Here is a 17,182-nt window from a genome sequence, read left to right as displayed (position 1 = left end):
CTCATAAACACTTACGCCTATGTCGGTTTATTGCCACCTGCTTGGCACGGGGGCTGCCATCAGCGACCCGCACCGCACCACCACTATGCTGGCGTTCTCTGACGATGCAAAGCCCAACCAGTCGGTGTTGGTAGATTGCGGAGGAGATGCGCTACAGCGCTGGACATCCGTAGGCGGTCGTATCCAGGATGTGCGGGCTCTAATTCTGACGCACGCTCACCCCGATCATATCAGCGGGTTTCCGCTTTTTATGGAGAAGGTATGGCTCTCCGACCGTCCAGGAGATCTTCCTGTATGCGGGTTTGAGGCGGCTCTGCAGCAGGCCGATCGGTGCATGGAAGCGTTCTCGGAGATTACAGCAGGATGGGAGGACATGCCGGCTATCAATGCACATACGGTTCCTTACGAAGCGGGGGCCTCTGTGTGGGCAGCCGATCCGTGGCACATCACTGGGGCTCCTGTCGATCATGGTCCCGATACCATGGGACTCCGTGTAGCACACCCGAAAAGCGGACAGGTCGTCGCGTATTCATGCGACACCGCCCCGTGCGATGCCGTGGTGGAACTGGGGCGCGATGCCGACCTGCTCGTACATGAAGCCAATGGCGCCGGTCCGGGACACAGTAGCGCTATCGAAGCGGCTGATGTTGCCCGTGCTGCAAACGCTAAGCAGCTTGTGCTTGTGCATCTTCCTCCAGGCGACAAGCGCAACACACTTGCCCGGGCTCGGGAAGTCTTTCCCAACACAACGCTCGGAGTTGAAGGCAAAAGCTATGCGATCGACGCCTGAGCGTCTTCTGCTGTCTCGGCACTACTTCTTAGAGCACGTACTCAAAGATCGACAGCAGCGCGACGATAAAGGCGGCTATAGCGACCATCCCGCGGAACATGTCAGTCCGTAGCGAAGCAATTTGCGACTGCGTCTGGGCATGCCGCTCATCGATTTTTGTCTCCAGACGCTTCACCTCAATGGTCAACCGCTCGTCTAACTGCTCAATCTGGGCTGTCAACCGCTTATCTAATTGATCGATTCGCCCATCTACCGCTTTAATTTGTGCTGTCAGCCGTTCATCCAGTTGGTCGATGCGTCCATTCACGGCATCGATTTGCCCGGTCAGCCGCTCGTCCAGTTGGTCGATGCGTTCATCTACCGCATCGATTCGTGCCGACAAACGTGCATCCAACTGCTCGATCTGTGCCGTCAGCCGTTCGTCCAATTGATCGATGCGCCCATTTACCGCATCGATTCGTGCCGTTAGTCGTTCGTCAAGCTGCTCGATCTGTGCCGTCAGTCGATCATCGAGTTGGCCGATTTTCATCGTCAGCCGCTCTTCCGTCACCTGCAGATCAGAAATGGTGACGTTGCGCTCTTCAGATTGAGCGATTAACTCCACAATCCCCTCAGCCTGACGTTCGTCCAGCCCGTATTCTTCGACCAGGCGCCGTTTTGACTTGAGGGTGTCGATTGACATAGCTGATCAGCCTACTATGTAGAGCCGCAGGAATCCACACATCGTAGTGTTAAAGATATGGTGTAGACGTGAACGGTCGGCAATAGTTGCATGCTAGGGAAGCACGTATTGCAACACAGCAACGTAGTGGATGGCACTGCCGCCCATCACAAAAACGTGCCACACGCCGTGATTGAACGGCAACCGGTTCCACCCAAAGAACAACACGCCTCCGGTGTATACGACACCGCCTGCTAAAAGCCAGCCGAACACCTCCCACGAGAGCGCTTCAATGAGAGGTTGGGCGAACAGGATGCCAATCCATCCCAGCACCACATAAGGGATCACGGCGACCCAGTGGAAGCGATACCGCGACACGATTTTGAAAAGAAGGCCAATCAGCGCACATCCCCACACCAATCCCAGAACGACCCATCCTAATGGCTCGGGTACCATAACCGCAAGAAATGGCGTATAGGTGCCAGCAATCAGCAAATAAATGCCTACATGATCAAGCACCCGGGCGATATACTTGAGCCGGGGACGCGTTACTGCATGGTAGAACGTAGAGGCGCCGTACAAGAACACCAGCGTAGCGCCATATAACGCACAGCTCACAACGTGAACAGCGCTGCCGTTGGCCACAGCCAGTCCTAACAACACGCCCCCACCAATTAGGCTCAGGATAAGCCCAACGCCATGCGTGATGCTGTTAACCAGCTCTTCGAGGTTCGACTGATGCGGAGCGGTAGCGGCACGAACTGGACTCATAGCAGGGGCCGCCTCGCATAGGGCGGTACTTATGTTTGGATGACACCCGGATTGAAGTCGGCCATTTCCGGATTCAGGTCGGCCATGTTGATTCCACGCGAGAGCCATGCGCGTGTGTCTACCGGATCGATAATTTCATCGACCCAGAGGCGTGCTGCCGCATAGTACGGCGTGGTCTGTTCTTCATATCGATCTTCGATGCGCGACAGCAACGCTTGTTCTTCCTCCTCCGAGAGTTCTTTGCCCTGCTTTTCGAGTTTGCGCACCTGAATCTGGTGCAGGACCTTAGCGGCCTGTGTACCGCCCATCACGGCGATCTTGGCGGTAGGCCAAGCGCATATCAGGCGGGGATCATATGCGCGTCCACACATGGCATAGTTTCCGGCTCCATACGAGTTGCCTGCCACAACCGTGAACTTAGGTACGGTACTGTTCGACATGGCGTTTACCATTTTGGCGCCATCCTTAATGATGCCACCGTGTTCGGCGCGCTTGCCGACCATAAAGCCCGTTACGTCCTGGAAGAACACGAGCGGAATTTGCTTCTGATTGCAGTTCATGATAAACCGAGCCGCTTTGTCGGCCGCATCGGCGTAGATGACGCCTCCTACCTGAATCTCGCCCTTGGTGTCATGATCGGTTTTGTTGCGCACCACCGCGCGCTGATTGGCCACAATCCCTACGTTCCAGCCGTCGATGCGTGCATATCCGGTAAGCAACGTGCGGCCATAGCCCTTCTTGTACTCAGTCCAAGACTCCGCATCTATGATACGAGCCAGCACCTCGCGCATGTCGTACGGCTGCTGACCGCTGTCGGGGACGAGGCCGTAGATCTCTTCGGTATCGAACGCGGGCGCCACGGGCTCCTCACGCGTGAACCCGAAGCGATGCTCCGGCCCCATGTGTCCCATGATGTCGCGCACGGTGTCGAGCGCTTCTTCGTCGGAATCGCACTTGTAGTCGGCAACGCCTGAGATTTCGGTATGGGTGGTGGCTCCGCCTAGCACATCGGCTTCGACTTCTTCGCCAATAGCCGCCTTCACCAGAAACGGACCGGCTAGAAACACCGAGCCGGTGCCGTTCACAATGAGCGCTTCATCGCTCATGATAGGAAGGTAGGCGCCTCCGGCCACACAACTGCCCATAATGGCCGCAACTTGCGGGATCCCTCTGCTAGAGAGAATAGCATTGTTGCGAAAGATGCGTCCGAAGTGCTCCTTATCGGGGAAGATTTCGTCCTGCATGGGCAAGTACACCCCGGCCGAATCCACCAGATAGATGATGGGCACGTGGTTTTCGAGTGCGATCTCTTGCGCCCGCAGGTTTTTCTTCGCGGTAATCGGAAACCAGGCACCTGCTTTAACGGTGGCGTCGTTTGCTACGACCAGGCTGAGGCGCCCGCTTACGTGGCCAAGCCCCATAACGGTACCGCCCGAGGGACAGCCGCCTTCGTCTTCGTACATCTCGTATCCGGCAAACTGCCCGACCTCGGTGAAGTCATCGGGATCATCAAGCAAGTGTGCGATGCGTTCACGGGCGGTGAGCTTACCGCGCTTGTGTTGCCGTTCAATGCGCCGGTCGCCCCCTCCCTTGGCGATCTCAGCACGCCGGGCGTTATAGGTCTGCAGCAGATCCTTGTAATGATCAGCGCGGCGCTGAAAACGAGACGATGAGGTGGAGGCGGGCGTGCCCAGTTGGGCAGGAGCGGATACGTCGGCCATGCAACCAGAGGAAGCAGTTTGGTGAGGAGGGATGAAAGCGGTTCCAGCCGTTAAAAACAAAACACCCACCTCGGAAGATCCGAAGCAGGTGCCTCAACGTGTAGATACGCTGCGTATTCGTTTTGGCAACCGGCCCACAGCTACAGAATAGCACTCATCTTGCGACGAATTTCTTCGGGCGAATCGCCCGTTTTGTCGTGAATTAGCCCAACGATCTTGTCCATCTCGCCACGGGCACGTTTCATTTCTTTGTCGTCAAAGTCGGCATCGTCCCAAATCGACTTAATCTGGTCGCGGATGCGACGCCAGCTTTCGTTCATTGCTTCTGTAGCCATAAATATCCTCGCGTTGATCGTATGCGTAACTAGCGATGCTGCTCTTGTGTACGTACGTGAAGCCCTTGCACGGGTCGCGCATCCAATACATGAGGATGCACCCACCACGTACAAAAATAACGGGGCTTTCGCGCATGCGCCTACACTTCGACGGTGCTGACGCGTGACATGTACCCTACCGTAGAATACGACTTGCCTAGCAGGGGAGTTTCGCGGTATGCCGGTGTATCCTGGCATTCTGACTTTGATCATCAGTTCTATCAAACCTATGCATGTTGCGATTATCGGAGCCGGAATTAGCGGATTGGCTGCAGCTTATCGATTGCACGCTGCCGGACACGCTGTGCAGGTGTTTGAAGCAGATGCCCAACCGGGTGGAGTGATTCGCACAGTCGAACAGAATGGGTTCCTGATCGAGGAAGGCCCAAACTCAATCAACGGGGCCAACCCCACGTTGACTCGTGTGATGCAAACGGTGAACCTGCTCGACCAAAAGGTGGAGGCAAACCCGGACGCTCGCAACCGCTTTGTCGTGCGAGATGGCGGCCCCGTTCCCATTCCACGCTCTCCGGCGCAAGCCCTTCGCACCCCGCTGCTTTCAACGCGTGCCAAACTACGCCTCCTAACAGAGCCTCTGCGTCCGCGGGGACCCTCCAACGAATCACTGTCTGACTTTGTACAGCGCCGTTTGGGGACCGAGGTGCTCGACTACGCGGTTAATCCATTTGTGGCGGGCGTGTACGGAGGGCGCCCCGACCAACTTGCGGTGCAGCATGCTTTTCCGATGCTCAAGACACTCGAAAAAAAGCACGGCTCGCTACTCATAGGTGGCCTTCGCAACGCACTGGGTCCATCCAACCCCTCAGACGCGCCCACCGTAGATGGGTTGTTTTCATTCCGAAACGGCCTGGCCACGCTCCCAAAAGCTATAGCTGCATCGTTTCGCGAGCGCATTTCGCTATCATGTCCGGTGCACGCCTGTGTGCCCACGCAATCGGGATGGCGCGTTGAGCACGAGCAGGGTACCTCGCAGGCTGATGCAGTGGTGTTTGCTGCTCCGTTGCATCAGCTCGGGACTGATATTGTGCTGGATACGCCCCTCGGGATCGCCCCGTTACAACACCTCCCGTATGCGCCCATGCGCAGTGTTTCGCTGGGAGTGCCCCGAGATGCCATCACGCATCCACTGGATGGCTTTGGCATGCTGGTACCCGCCAAAGAGTCGGACTTCCGCATTTTGGGGACGATCTTCGCCTCCACTCTTTTTCCCGGACGCGCGCCCGACGGTCATGTGCTGCTGACTACGTTTGTAGGCGGGGCACGCGCTCCTCACCTGGTTGAACAGCCCCGTGATGAGGTCGAACACCTCGTCCGCAACGACCTTCGCACGCTGCTGGGGCTACAGGGCGATCCGGTGATGGTGCATCATGTGGTGTGGCCGCGCGCCATCCCGCAGTATACCGCACAGCACGGACGCGTACAGGGCCGATTGGATGCGCTCGAAGCCGCTCATCCCGGCCTTTATTTCGCGGGCAACTACCGGTCGGGGATCTCGGTCAAGGATGCATTCGCCTCAGGGTGGCACACAGCAGGAGCGTTGATGGCATAACCCGAACCGTCCTGCTGAATGCGTTTGTCTATGCCCAGCCCTCTTCATGAGCTAAGTGTCGCATGAGCGTTCGCTTGGCGACCGGAAGAAGGGTAGACTCGTAGGGATACGCCAGGTCGGTGTTGAACATGTACGTAGCCGGATTCGGTAAGTCCGTGCGCTCCTCTACCAACTCTAGCTTCACCGTGCTAGGCGGCTTGTCTACAGTTGATTGAGGCACCGACTTGCAATGCTCCGTTTTTAGCGTACGGTACTGCTCGTCTTCCTTCGTAAAGATCGAGACGGTGTAGCGCAAGACATGCAAATGAGCGGTTTCACGATCGGGCACCAGGGCGTATCCCTCCTGCACATATGACGGCACAATGCCAACCGTCTCCACTTCAAAGTTTTTTTCTACCGTCTCGTAGATTGTACGCCCCTCTTCGATGGCGGCCTGAATACGCGGCAAAGCCCATTCGATGAGCTCTTTTACGGTAGAGAGGTCATCCTCTTCAAGCTCGGGCCACTTGTATTGCAGGGTGCCTTTTTCCCAGTCAATGCCTGTCGCCTCGCCCGTGGTAGAGGTCCGATACGACTCCGACCGCTCCATGATAGTACGCAACGACGTGTAGAGCGACACGAGTTTGCCAAGGTGCGGATAGATCCGATTCTCCGCAAAGTCGTCATGTGCCTGTTTCAAGCCACTCAGAATTTGATACTGAGTACGCTCCACATCATCGGTTGCACGAGCAAACAGGTTGAGGTTTAAACGTGTCATAGGTCATTGCCCTTCGTTTTACATTAAGCTACTGCAAAGTCATGAATAAGGCTTGATGAACAAAAGAGCAAGAAACACGCCGGGTTTAGCCGGAAGAATGACGGTGGAACCGCTTTTTAGGGGGGTATCTTTCTTGATTACAAAGGGATACAACGTATTATCCGTCATTGCGGGCGGCTTTCATTTTTGCAAAGAGCCCTTTGATCTGTGCACGTGGCATTGCCGTGAATGCATTAAACTGCCCACCGGCTACAAGCTTTTCGCCGCCATCAAATGTCACCACCTCGCCGTTCATGTAAGATGCGCCATCGGAAAGCAGGAAAGCGACCAGTGTCGCGAGTTCGTCGGGCTCGCCAAAGCGGCGTGTAGGATTGCGCTGCTTCATGTCGTCCTCGACATCCATACCCGGTACAAGACGACTCCATGCCCCTTCCGTCGGGAAAGGGCCTGGTGCAATCGCGTTCAGGCGGATACCCTCGGGTCCCCACTCGGCAGCCAGCGAGCGCATCATAGCCACAATGCCCGCTTTAGAGACAGCACTCGGCACGACAAATGCGCTCCCGGTGTCGGCATAGGTAGTAGCAATTGATAGGATTACACCGCCCGATCCGCGCTCAATCCACCGCTGCCCGCATGCCTGTGTGCAGTAGAACGAGCCGTACAGGTTGGTCTTAACAATGGCGTCGAATCCGTTGGGGGAGAGGTCTTCGGTAGCCGCCAGAAAGTTAGCAGCGGCGTTGTTCACGAGCGCGGTGACGGGCCCCTGCGCGTCTTCGGCTTCATCGAAGAAGGCGCTGACGGATTCGGCGTCGCGTACGTTGCACGAGATACCGTTTGCGGTGCCACCATCTTCTTCGATGGCAGCAACGGTTTCATCGAGCGGTTCGGTGCGGCGCCCGTTGATAGTGACTGTTGCCCCTAAGGCCGCACACCGCTCGGCCATTGCTCGACCGAGGCCCGTTCCGCCGCCGGTAATGACGATGTGTTCGTTGGCGAGAAGGTCGTCTGCAAAAATGGTTGACATAAGGTACAGTGGTTTTGTGGTATGAAACAAGCAGTGTCCAAGCAAGATACCGGTGTCGCATCAAAAAGTGGCCCGGCACATCAACGAGATATGCCGGGCCCATCCCCGTCGAGGGTATCACGCACTGATGCGCGATAAGTAGGACGTTGAATCTGTTAGGCGGTGGCCTCCGGATCGCGAGGCGATGGGGTGGCCGGAGCGCCGTCGCCTGCGGCAGACTGCGGAGAGGGTGCGCCATCTCCTGCGGGCGTGCCGGGCAGCGTCAGGTTCTGGCGGTACTCATCAAGGTCAAACGAATCGACCTTGACGTATTGCGCTTTCGCTTCTTCAGCGCGCTGCACCAGGTCGTACTCTTCGTTGGTGATGACTCCCTTGTCGCGTGCTTCATCGAGCAGGGCAAGTGGACGCTTTTTCGGGAGGTTGCCACTACGAATGGCATCCTTGATTTTCCCTCCAACCGGATACGCCTGGCGGCTCAGCTCAAATGCATGCTCCAGCTGCCCAATCGGGTCGCTCGGATCGTTGTTGGTATACACGTTCTTCGTGAGCCATTCGCGGGCGCCATCGCGCTCTTGAATGGCTTGTGCCAACGTCTGTCCCAGCTGATCCGATGGCATGGACCCGATGGTGTTGAACCGTGACCACGGCGCTACAATGCCGCGCAGGGCCCAGGTGAGCCCGGGCACTTTCATGTTCGTGTATAGCCCTTCAAAGGCCTCTTCGATCTGGGCAAAGGCGTACTGCAGCGCCCAATGCATGAACGGCTCTTGCTCTTTGGGGCGTCCTTCTTTTTCAAAGCGCGCCAACGTAGCAGTTGCCATGTACATCCATGAGAGGACGTCGGCGAAGCGACCGGTGATTTTCTCTTTGCGCTTTAAGCCGCCACCGAGCGTACCCATGGCCACATCCGCCCAGAAGGCGAAGCTGGCCGATGCCCATGACAGCTTGCGGTAGTACTTCGCTGACAGGCCACTCACCGGCGACGATGCCAGGCGACCGCGTGTAAGGCTAAGCCCAAAAGCACGGAACCCATTGCGCACTACGTGGCCGATGTGGGGCCAGAATGCGTTGTCGAATGCTTTCACGTCGCCATCCATGAGCGCTTCGATTTCTTTGAGCGCGTACGGGTGGCAACGAATCGCACCCTGCCCAAAGATCATCATGGTACGGGTTAGGATGTTGGCACCTTCAACGGTAATGCTAATGGGAACGCCGGTGTACGCGTTGGCCATCAGGTTTTTTGGCCCGCGCGAGATGCCGTTTCCAGCGAGTACGTCCATCGCATCGTTAACCGCATCGCGCTGCAGTTCGGTGAACTGGTACTTGGCAATGGCTGAAACAACCGATGGCTTCTCGCCGCTGTCCACTGCGCCGTTGGTGTATCGACGGGCCGATTCGAGCATGTAGGAGTACCCGGCCATGCGAGTGAGGGGCTCTTCGACACCTTCAAACTTGCCGATGGGCAGCCCGAACTGCTCGCGCACGGCAGCGTGGCCGCCTGCTACACGGGTGCAGTACTTCACCCCGCCTGTAGCCTGGGCCGGCAGCATAATGCCGCGTCCGGCTGAGAGAGCATCCATAAGCATCGCCCAGCCTTTGCCAGCCCCGTCTTTGCCGCCGATAATCGCATCGACAGGTACGATTACGTCCTCACCTTCGGTGGGGCAGTTGTAGAACGCGATGCCGAGCGGGTCGTGGCGGCGCCCAAGTTGCACGCCATCAAGGTCAGTAGGAACAAGCGCACAAGTGATGCCAAGGTCTTCGCCTTTACCGAGCAGGTTGTTGGGGTCTTCGAGCTTGAATGCGAGCCCCAGCACATCGGCGATGGCAGCAAGCGAGATGTAGCGTTTCTGCCAGTTGAGGCAAATTTTCAGCTCGCCGTCGTCGTCGCGGAAGACGGTGCCGTGCGAGGTCATGGCGCCGGCGTCGGATCCCGCATTGGGTTCAGTCAGCGCAAACGCTGGCAGCATATCGCCACTGGCCAGTTTGGGCAGGTAGTGGTCTTTCTGCGCTTCCGTGCCGTAGTGCAAGAGCAGTTCGGCCGGACCCAGCGAGTTGGGTACCATCACCGAAATGGAGAGCGGCAGCGAACGCGTACCGAGTTTTTCGACTACGGCGCTCCGGGCTTCTGCCGAGAAGTCGAGTCCGCCGTACGACTCGGGAATAAGCATACCGAAGAACCCTTTTTCCTTCAAGTAGCTCCACACCGCTGGGGGTAAGTCGCCCTGCTGGTGCACCTCCCAGTCGTCGGTCATTTCACAGATCTCTTCAACCGGGCCTTCGAGAAAGGCTTTCTCCTTGTCGCTTAACTCTGAGAACGGCTGGTCGAGTGTGTTTTTTAGATTGGGTTTGCCCGAGAACAGCTCGGCATCCATCCAGACCGTTCCGGCATCAATGGCGGTCTGCTCGGTTTCAGAGATGGCGGGTAAAAATTGAAGCGCTTCCATCGTCTTCATTACAGCACCTGAAAGGAGGCGACGGAGCGGCGGGATATTGAAAAGCGCTACCAACGCCAGGTAAGGAATCCAGATGGCCAGCCCAACATCGGCGCCAAGCAATCCAACGGCACCGGCCATGGCCCACACCCACAGCGGAGCACCCGTAAATCCAAGCACGAAGGCCACGAGCGCAATGCCGAGACCAATTCCCCACAATGGGGCGGCAGCGAAAAAGTCTACAAGGGGTTCCATGAGCATCACCTCTTCGTAATCATACAGGACAGCAGATAGCGCTGCAGTACAGCACCCTTACAAGCACATTAGCGGTTAACACCGTTAACTTTACAGCATCAACATACTTAACAGTGTTATGTTTTGCAAGCTCTCCATTTTTCTATTCTCATTTTTGAACCTTACATAAAAAACGCCGCCCTCTGACCATGCAGAAGGCGGCGCCAGAAATGCATCGTTTGAAGAAATGTGCCTGCGTGAGCTCAAGTCCCCACCTAAGCATGAGCGCAGGTAGGAGGCTATACAAGTTGTACTCATGCGGCGGACAAACCGTGTCCGCTACAGGGCGTTAATCACCCTAAGGGCGCGGTGCGGCACATCGGTGATGAGGGCATCAACGCCGATGGCACAGAGGTGCTGCATGACAGCGCGCTCATTTACCGTCCACACATGTACGGGCATGTTGCACGCATGGGCGGCTTGTACGAAGCGTTGCTGCACGACAGGAATGCCGTAGTAGCGGCGGGGTACCTGAAAGGCATCACCAGGGCAATGTGTATGTTCATGTGCTCCTACAAGATGCGCACCGTAAAACCAGGCGGTTTCGAACAGCGCCATATTGGTGGGAACGCCGGTTTCATGAGTTCGAAACTGCTGGAGAAGCTTCCTGTCGAAGCTGGCCACGATCAAATGGTCTCGTCGTCCCGTGTCGTTAATCAGACGAGCCATTGCATCCGCCAGATCGGTGGTGCGCTCCGCTTTCATCTCTACAATTAGCGGGATGGCGGGGTAGCGTGCAAATACCTCGCGCAGCGTGGGGATTGTGATGCCTTGCCCTCGATATGAATGGCGACCGGTTGTATCCGTAAAGCTATATCCTGCATCAAGCTGCTGCAACTCGGCACCGGTGAAGTCGCGGACGTATCCGGTGCCATTGGTTGTGCGATCTACGGTGGCATCGTGGATGACCATGACCTCGTTGTCGGCAGAGAGGCGCACGTCAAGCTCGATGCCATGCGCGCCTTGGTTGAGTCCCGAGTCAAAGGCGGCAATCGTATTTTCGGGTGCACCGTGGCATCCGCCCCGATGAGCAATTACCGCACACGGTGGCTCCTGAAATGCCTGAAGCCGTTCTGCAATACGAGAGGTCATGCCAGCGTTAGGTCACCAGGAGTACGTATAGATCATAGGACATACGGAAGGTCAACCATCCCAGCGCCACAGCCAGCGTAAGCGTAGGCAGCACCGAGTTCGTGGTTAGTATGATGAGCGCAAGGGGAACAGCCAAGCTTGCTGCAATGCGCCCCATAAGCACTGAGCGTCCGTGCAGCGGCCACGAGACGGGCGGGCGATGCAACATCCACAGGCGGAGCCCAACGAAGGCTACGGCAAACGGCCATACAAATGACGTAACGCTAAGCGATAGCGTAAACGCAATCACAAATGCCAACACCGTTAGATCTTGTCCTACGGCATAGATGGCCTGCTCCCAGCGCGCATAGATGTGCCATGCGCTTGGTAAAAGAAGGGCTGTGGCAAGTGTAAGCCCGATACCTGCCTGATGTGTGTACGAGTCAGGAGGCAGCCCAAATATGCTAGCTGATATGCCGGCTCCAGCAACAATCAGGGCTCCCACAGCACGTGCGGATTGGCCCAGCAGAAACGGTGATATGGCTAATACGGCGGCACCGGTTAAGGGGTGGAGCCAGCCTAAACACAATACAAGGAGGATAAGAACAGCGAATCCGACATGGCGCAACGTACGAAACAAGCGCGTACGGTCGCGTGCAGGCAAGTTGGGGAACGTGGCCATAGCACGGGGTGGGGAGAATGTATGCTCGTACCGTTGGTGGGGATGTGCTCCCAACCTTTGGCACGGATGTGAGATCCATCCATCCCAATTATTTATGCTGCCGCAGCAGCCGTATGTGGGGCCCACTCCTCATTTTCATCTTTTGACGCATCCATATTGACGGGCACTGGATAATTCCCCGTAAAGCATGCGGCGCAGTATCCGCGTTCGCCTTCCTTGTTGGCCCCGAGCACAGCGCGCTTCATGCCCTCAACCGATAGATACGCAAGAGAATCAACGCCAAGCCAATCGCCTATCTCCTCGACGCTATCAAACTGGTTGGCCAACAGTTCCTCTTTGTCTGGAAAGTCCATGCCGTAGAAGCACGGACTAATTACCGGCGGACACGAAACTCGGAAGTGTACAGAGGAGGCGCCGGAGTCACGCAACATTTTGATGAGGTGGCGTGCTGTGGTGCCGCGTACGATAGAATCGTCGAGTACAATGACAGTGCGGTCTTTGAGCAGTCCCTCGACCGTGTTGAACTTGCAGCGCACTTTCATCTCGCGGCGATCTTGTCCCGGCGCAATGAATGTACGTCCCACATAATGATTACGGATTAGCCCAAGCTCAAAGCGGCATCGGTAGCCCTGCTCGATGCATTCGTTAGCATAACCCAGGGTTGCGGTGTTGGCCGAGTCAGGCACGGGAATAACGATTGGCGTTTTGGCATCCTCGCTAACTTCGGGGACAGGCGCTTCACGAGCCAGCTCTACGCCAAGGCGGCGGCGTACCTTATCGACCATCTCGCCAAAGATTTTGGAGTCGGGCCGTGAAAAGTACACGTACTCAAAGATGCACTGGCTGACGCCAAACTTGGACGGAATCTCATAGCTCTCGAAATCGCCTCCGTTGGCACAGCCTTTACGGTCGATGACAAGAATTTCGCCCGGACGAATGTCGCGCACAAACTCAGCGCCAACCATGTCAAAGGCACATGTTTCGCTGGCAACACAGTAAGCGGCCCCACCAGGCTGATCGGGGTCGCCGAGTCGGCCCAGGGCAAGCGGGCGAAAGCCGTTGGGATCACGCACGGCGATCATGTGCTCGTCGGTCAGGAGGACCAATGAATAGGCGCCCTCCACCTGCATGAGCGCGTCGATAACCTGATTTAGGTGCTTCTGGCGACGGCTCTGAGCGGTGAGGTGGAGAATAAGTTCGCTATCGCTGGTCGTCTGAAACAGCGTGCCGCGTTCGCTAAAGCTTTGGCGTAGCTCCCGTGCATTCGACAGGTTGCCGTTGTGAGCCAGGGCCAGGTTGCCCTTGCGGTGGTGCACCACTAGCGGCTGGATGTTCGCCCGGTTTTCGGACGAACCGGTGGTCGAGTACCGGTTGTGTCCAATGCCAGCGTCGCCAATGAGGTGATCGTCGAACAGGGCGGGGTCGTCGAACACATCGAGCACCAGTCCAAAGTCGCGGTGGACCGGCATCATCGGTTCGTTGGTATCCGGATCGGTGGTGGAGGTGACGATGCCGCTAGACTCTTGGCCACGGTGCTGCAGCGCATGCAATCCGTAGTAGATGTGGCGGGAAGCATCAGGGCAGTTGAAGATGCCGAAGATGCCACAATGGTCTTTTACGCTCATGGGCTGGGGAATGTCAGAGCCGACACACGCGTCGGCGTGTGGAAAAGAAAGGCGTAGGTACGAACTCGAAGACTAGGCCCGCACAGTACGCAAACTTGCGTCTAGCTTCGATTGATCCAGCCTTGGCGATTCTACTGGGAAAGGCTCCCGTACCCGTATTCACGTCCAGAAGCGGCTTTCGATATGCTCCACTACGAAAAGTCACGCTGTCCGAAGTAGTGCAGCACGTATTTGATCTTGGATGCTTTGCCTTTGCCAAAGCCGGGCAGCTTCTTGATGCGCTTCTCAATCGTGCTGATATCAGCGCCGTCGTTCCACATGTTGGCCGCGTCGCCGTCGTACTCTTCGGCAATCATCTTGGCGACCTTCTGCGTGTTCTCGGCCATCTTGTTCGTGAAGCGGTGAACAGCCGGTTTCTCAGCAAAGAGGGGCTGAAACTCATCAAAATCCATCGCAGCGATCTTTGCCATGTCGAGATGGCCGAGGCGGTCCTTGAGGCGCAGCGGTCCGGTGAAGGCGTATTCGGCACGCACACGCTGGTCGTAGAGCAAGCCGAGTAGGGCCGCGTTGGCATCGGCGCGGATGGCATCGTCCTCGTCGGGGTCGCCGGTTAGCGTGCCTTCGTCCTTGTAGCGCTCCATCATGCGGACAAGTCCGCCTTGCAGGTCGCCGTAGTCGATTGGGGGGATGATTGGCATGGTTGGTTGGGGATTGGTTTTGGGATGTTGAGGTTGGGATTCACCGCCGGTGAATCTGTACAGGAAGCCAGCCCAGCGGCTACGCACTGTCGTGCAGCCAGCGGGCGGCGTCTTTGGCGAAGTAGGTCAGGATGCTGTCGGCACCGGCGCGACGGATGGCGGTGAGTGCTTCAAGAGCAGTGGCTTTCGTATCCAGCCAGCCGTTTTGTCCGGCAGCGTGAATCATGGCATATTCTCCGCTCACGTTGTAGGCAGCAACGGGTACGTCGGAAGCCTGTTTTACGCGGTAGATGATGTCGAGGTATGGCAGAGCGGGCTTTACCATGACCATGTCGGCGCCCTCCTGTAGGTCGAGCCGCAGCTCACGGAGCGCCTCGTCGCTGTTGGCCGGATCCATCTGGTAGGTGGCCTTGTCGGCAGGCACGTCGTCGCGTTCGACCGGGGCGGAGTCGAGGGCATCGCGAAAGGGTCCGTAGTACGCCGAGGCGTACTTGGCGGTGTACGAAAGAATCGCGGTGTCCGTAAAGCCGGCCCCGTCAAGTGAAGCGCGAATGGCTCCAACGCGGCCGTCCATCATGTCGGAGGGCGCAATGACGTCGGCACCGGCTTCGGCCTGCACGCAGGCGATGTCGCACATGCGCTCAACGGTGGCGTCGTTCGCAATGGCGCCGTCTTCGACGATACCGTCGTGGCCGTCGGAGGAGTACGGGTCGAGCGCGGTGTCGGTCATGACGAGCAGTTCCGGAACAGCCTCCTTAAGAGCGCGGATCGCACGGGGATAGAGTCCGTCGGGATCGGCGGCGGCAGAGGCGGTCGCATCCTTCTGCTGATCGGAAATGGCGGGAAAGAGTGCGGTTCCGGGGATGCCGAGGGAGTGGAGCGTCTCGGCTTCGCGCACCAGCCGGTCGATCGTGTAGCGGTACTGGCCGGGCATTGACAGCACCTCTTCTTGGGCGTCGGTGCCCGCCATCACGAAAAGCGGCGCGATGAGGTGGTCGGTTGAAAGGCGGGTTTCGCGGTTGATGCGCCGCAGGTTAGCAGTGCGTCGCAGGCGGCGTGGTCGTTTAAAAAGGTCCATAATGAAAATGATAATTTGAAATATGATGGTAGCATCGCAATGCGCCCGTATAGAATGCAATTGGTACGGACACGCACATCGGCGATGTGCCCGTACGTGCCGGCAATCACAGCACGGCCTTGCGTTGCCAAGTGGTGCCATCGGCACTGTCTTTCACCTCAATGCCCATGGCGTCGAGCTGGTCGCGGATGGCATCGGCACGTTCGTAGTTTCCTGCTTCGCGAGCGGCGGCGCGCTCGTCAAGTAGGGACTCCACCTGCTTGGCAAGCGGATCGGTTTCGCTGTCGGATGATGCCGCGTTGGAGTGAGCAGGCCAGACGATGCCCAGCAGATCGTTCGTATCCTCCAGCCATTCTTGTGCGGTGCGCGCCGTAGCGGTGTTCAGGTCGTCGCCAAGTCCGTTGATGAACTTGACGCCTTCGAGTGCTTTCGCCAGCGCCTTCGGAGTGTTCAGGTCGTCGCACATGGCGGCGAGGGTGGCGTCATACAGGCGGGGCAGCGTGTTGGCGGCATGGTCGGGGCCTTCCGCATCGGCCTGGAGGGCGTGCTCAACTGCGTCGGCAGCATCCTGGTAGCGGCCAATGATACGGGCACTATCGGCGAGCGTCTTCTTCGTGAAGTTGAAGGGCTTGCGGTACTGACCGGCCATGAGCGTGTAGCGCAAGGCCAGCGGATTCACGCCGCGTCCGCCCTCTTCCGGCGGATCGATCAGGTCGCGCACGGTGAAGAAGTTATCGGCTGATTTCGACATCTTCTCGCCCTCCACCTGTAGAAAGCGGGTGTGGATCCAGTAGCGGACGGAGGTTTCGCCAGTGAGGCATTCGTTCTGGGCAATCTCGCACTCATGATGCGGAAACGCAAGGTCTTCGCCGCCGGTGTGCAGGTCGAACGCATCGCCCAGGTACGCCATCGACATCGCCGAGCACTCGATATGCCATCCGGGAAAGCCCCAGCCCCACGGACTGTGCCACTGCATGAGGTGGTCGGGGTCTTTCTTCCAGAGCGCAAAATCGCGCGGGTCGTTCTTGTCGGGATCCTGCACCGTGTCGCGCGATGTCGCCTGCAGCTGGTCGGCGGCCTGGTTGCCCGAGAGCTTGCCGTAGTCGGGAAACGTGTCTACAGAGAAATAGACGCCCTGATCGGTCTCGTAGGCATGTCCGCGCTCCATAAGGCGCTCTACGGCTTTGATCTGGTGCGAGACGTGCTCGGTGGCACGCGGACGCACGTCGGGCTCCAGCAGGTTGAGCGCGTTCCAGTCGTCGAGCAGCACCTCGGTGTAGTAGCGCGCCAGATCGTAGATGTTGGCAAAGCGCTGCCCCTCGCGCTCCAGTGCCGCTGCCATCTTGTCCTCGCCCTCCGGGTCGACCAGGTCGTCTTGGGTAAGGTGCCCCACATCGGTGACGTTGCTCACGAAGGTGGTGTCCCACCCGAGCGCCTGCGCGGTGCGGTTGATGAGGTCGGCGGTGAGGAACGACCGGAAGTTGCCGATATGCGCGTAGGTGTACACGGTAGGGCCGCATGCGTAAAAGCGAAGGTGTTCGTCCTCCAGCGGCTCGACCGCTTCCACCTGGCGGGTCAGCGAGTTGTAGAGGCGAAACGAGGGCGCATCGGCCATAAGCACATAGAATATT

15 protein-coding genes are annotated in these 17,182 nt (G+C 57.7%); 2 read left to right on the top strand and 13 right to left on the bottom strand.

The window, feature by feature from the left end; all coding sequences use genetic code 11:
* Nucleotides 1-19 precede the first annotated feature (19 nt).
* The gene (locus tag ACZ5AL_RS09905) at nucleotides 20-790 is read left to right on the top strand and encodes an MBL fold metallo-hydrolase (RefSeq protein ID WP_464510209.1); all 771 of its coding nucleotides are present in this window, start codon (nucleotides 20-22) and stop codon (nucleotides 788-790) included.
* Nucleotides 791-818: 28 nt separating this feature from the next.
* Here ACZ5AL_RS09905 and ACZ5AL_RS09900 read toward each other — a convergent pair whose 3' ends face one another.
* The 4 genes from ACZ5AL_RS09900 to ACZ5AL_RS09885 form a co-directional block, all read right to left on the bottom strand.
* Entirely contained in the window at nucleotides 819-1,472 is a 654-nt protein-coding gene (locus tag ACZ5AL_RS09900) for a hypothetical protein (RefSeq protein ID WP_464510208.1), read from the bottom strand.
* Between the two features lie 93 nt (nucleotides 1,473-1,565).
* Nucleotides 1,566-2,222 carry a PAQR family membrane homeostasis protein TrhA gene (gene trhA / locus ACZ5AL_RS09895; protein WP_464510207.1) on the bottom strand — a complete coding sequence of 219 codons (657 nt, stop codon included), beginning with the start codon at nucleotides 2,220-2,222 and terminating at the stop codon, nucleotides 1,566-1,568.
* Between the two features lie 29 nt (nucleotides 2,223-2,251).
* The gene (locus tag ACZ5AL_RS09890) at nucleotides 2,252-3,943 is read right to left on the bottom strand and encodes an acyl-CoA carboxylase subunit beta (RefSeq protein WP_464510206.1); all 1,692 of its coding nucleotides are present in this window, start codon (nucleotides 3,941-3,943) and stop codon (nucleotides 2,252-2,254) included.
* A 140-nt stretch (nucleotides 3,944-4,083) separates the two neighbouring features.
* Entirely contained in the window at nucleotides 4,084-4,278 is a 195-nt protein-coding gene (locus ACZ5AL_RS09885) for a general stress protein CsbD (protein ID WP_464510205.1), read from the bottom strand.
* Between the two features lie 268 nt (nucleotides 4,279-4,546).
* On the opposite strand from ACZ5AL_RS09885, the gene hemG reads away from it, so the two are divergent.
* Nucleotides 4,547-5,887, top strand: a complete 1,341-nt coding sequence (hemG, locus tag ACZ5AL_RS09880) for a protoporphyrinogen oxidase (RefSeq protein ID WP_464510204.1) — start codon at nucleotides 4,547-4,549, stop codon at nucleotides 5,885-5,887.
* 28 nt (nucleotides 5,888-5,915) lie between these two features.
* Here the strand turns inward: hemG and ACZ5AL_RS09875 are convergent, their stop codons facing one another.
* The 9 genes from ACZ5AL_RS09875 to cysS form a co-directional block, all read right to left on the bottom strand.
* Entirely contained in the window at nucleotides 5,916-6,644 is a 729-nt protein-coding gene (locus ACZ5AL_RS09875; RefSeq protein ID WP_464510203.1) for a hypothetical protein, read from the bottom strand.
* Between the two features lie 157 nt (nucleotides 6,645-6,801).
* Nucleotides 6,802-7,668, bottom strand: a complete 867-nt coding sequence (locus tag ACZ5AL_RS09870) for an SDR family oxidoreductase (protein WP_464510202.1) — start codon at nucleotides 7,666-7,668, stop codon at nucleotides 6,802-6,804.
* Nucleotides 7,669-7,823: 155 nt separating this feature from the next.
* Entirely contained in the window at nucleotides 7,824-10,358 is a 2,535-nt protein-coding gene (locus tag ACZ5AL_RS09865) for an acyl-CoA dehydrogenase (RefSeq protein WP_464510201.1), read from the bottom strand.
* A 318-nt stretch (nucleotides 10,359-10,676) separates the two neighbouring features.
* The gene (locus ACZ5AL_RS09860; protein ID WP_464510200.1) at nucleotides 10,677-11,489 is read right to left on the bottom strand and encodes a glycerophosphodiester phosphodiesterase; all 813 of its coding nucleotides are present in this window, start codon (nucleotides 11,487-11,489) and stop codon (nucleotides 10,677-10,679) included.
* Nucleotides 11,490-11,496: 7 nt separating this feature from the next.
* Entirely contained in the window at nucleotides 11,497-12,150 is a 654-nt protein-coding gene (locus ACZ5AL_RS09855; RefSeq protein WP_464510199.1) for a hypothetical protein, read from the bottom strand.
* Nucleotides 12,151-12,242: 92 nt separating this feature from the next.
* Nucleotides 12,243-13,775, bottom strand: a complete 1,533-nt coding sequence (gene purF / locus ACZ5AL_RS09850) for an amidophosphoribosyltransferase (RefSeq protein ID WP_464510198.1) — start codon at nucleotides 13,773-13,775, stop codon at nucleotides 12,243-12,245.
* Nucleotides 13,776-13,966: 191 nt separating this feature from the next.
* A complete protein-coding gene (locus ACZ5AL_RS09845; protein WP_464510197.1) occupies nucleotides 13,967-14,473 on the bottom strand; it encodes an HhH-GDP family DNA glycosylase in 507 nt (168 codons plus the stop codon).
* A gap of 79 nt (nucleotides 14,474-14,552) precedes the next feature.
* Nucleotides 14,553-15,551 carry a porphobilinogen synthase gene (gene hemB, locus ACZ5AL_RS09840; protein WP_464510196.1) on the bottom strand — a complete coding sequence of 333 codons (999 nt, stop codon included), beginning with the start codon at nucleotides 15,549-15,551 and terminating at the stop codon, nucleotides 14,553-14,555.
* 106 nt (nucleotides 15,552-15,657) lie between these two features.
* Entirely contained in the window at nucleotides 15,658-17,166 is a 1,509-nt protein-coding gene (gene cysS / locus ACZ5AL_RS09835; protein WP_464510195.1) for a cysteine--tRNA ligase, read from the bottom strand.
* Nucleotides 17,167-17,182 lie beyond the last annotated feature (16 nt).

The organism is Natronotalea proteinilytica, from assembly GCF_055379935.1.
This window is presented reverse-complemented; position numbering and strand designations above follow the sequence as displayed.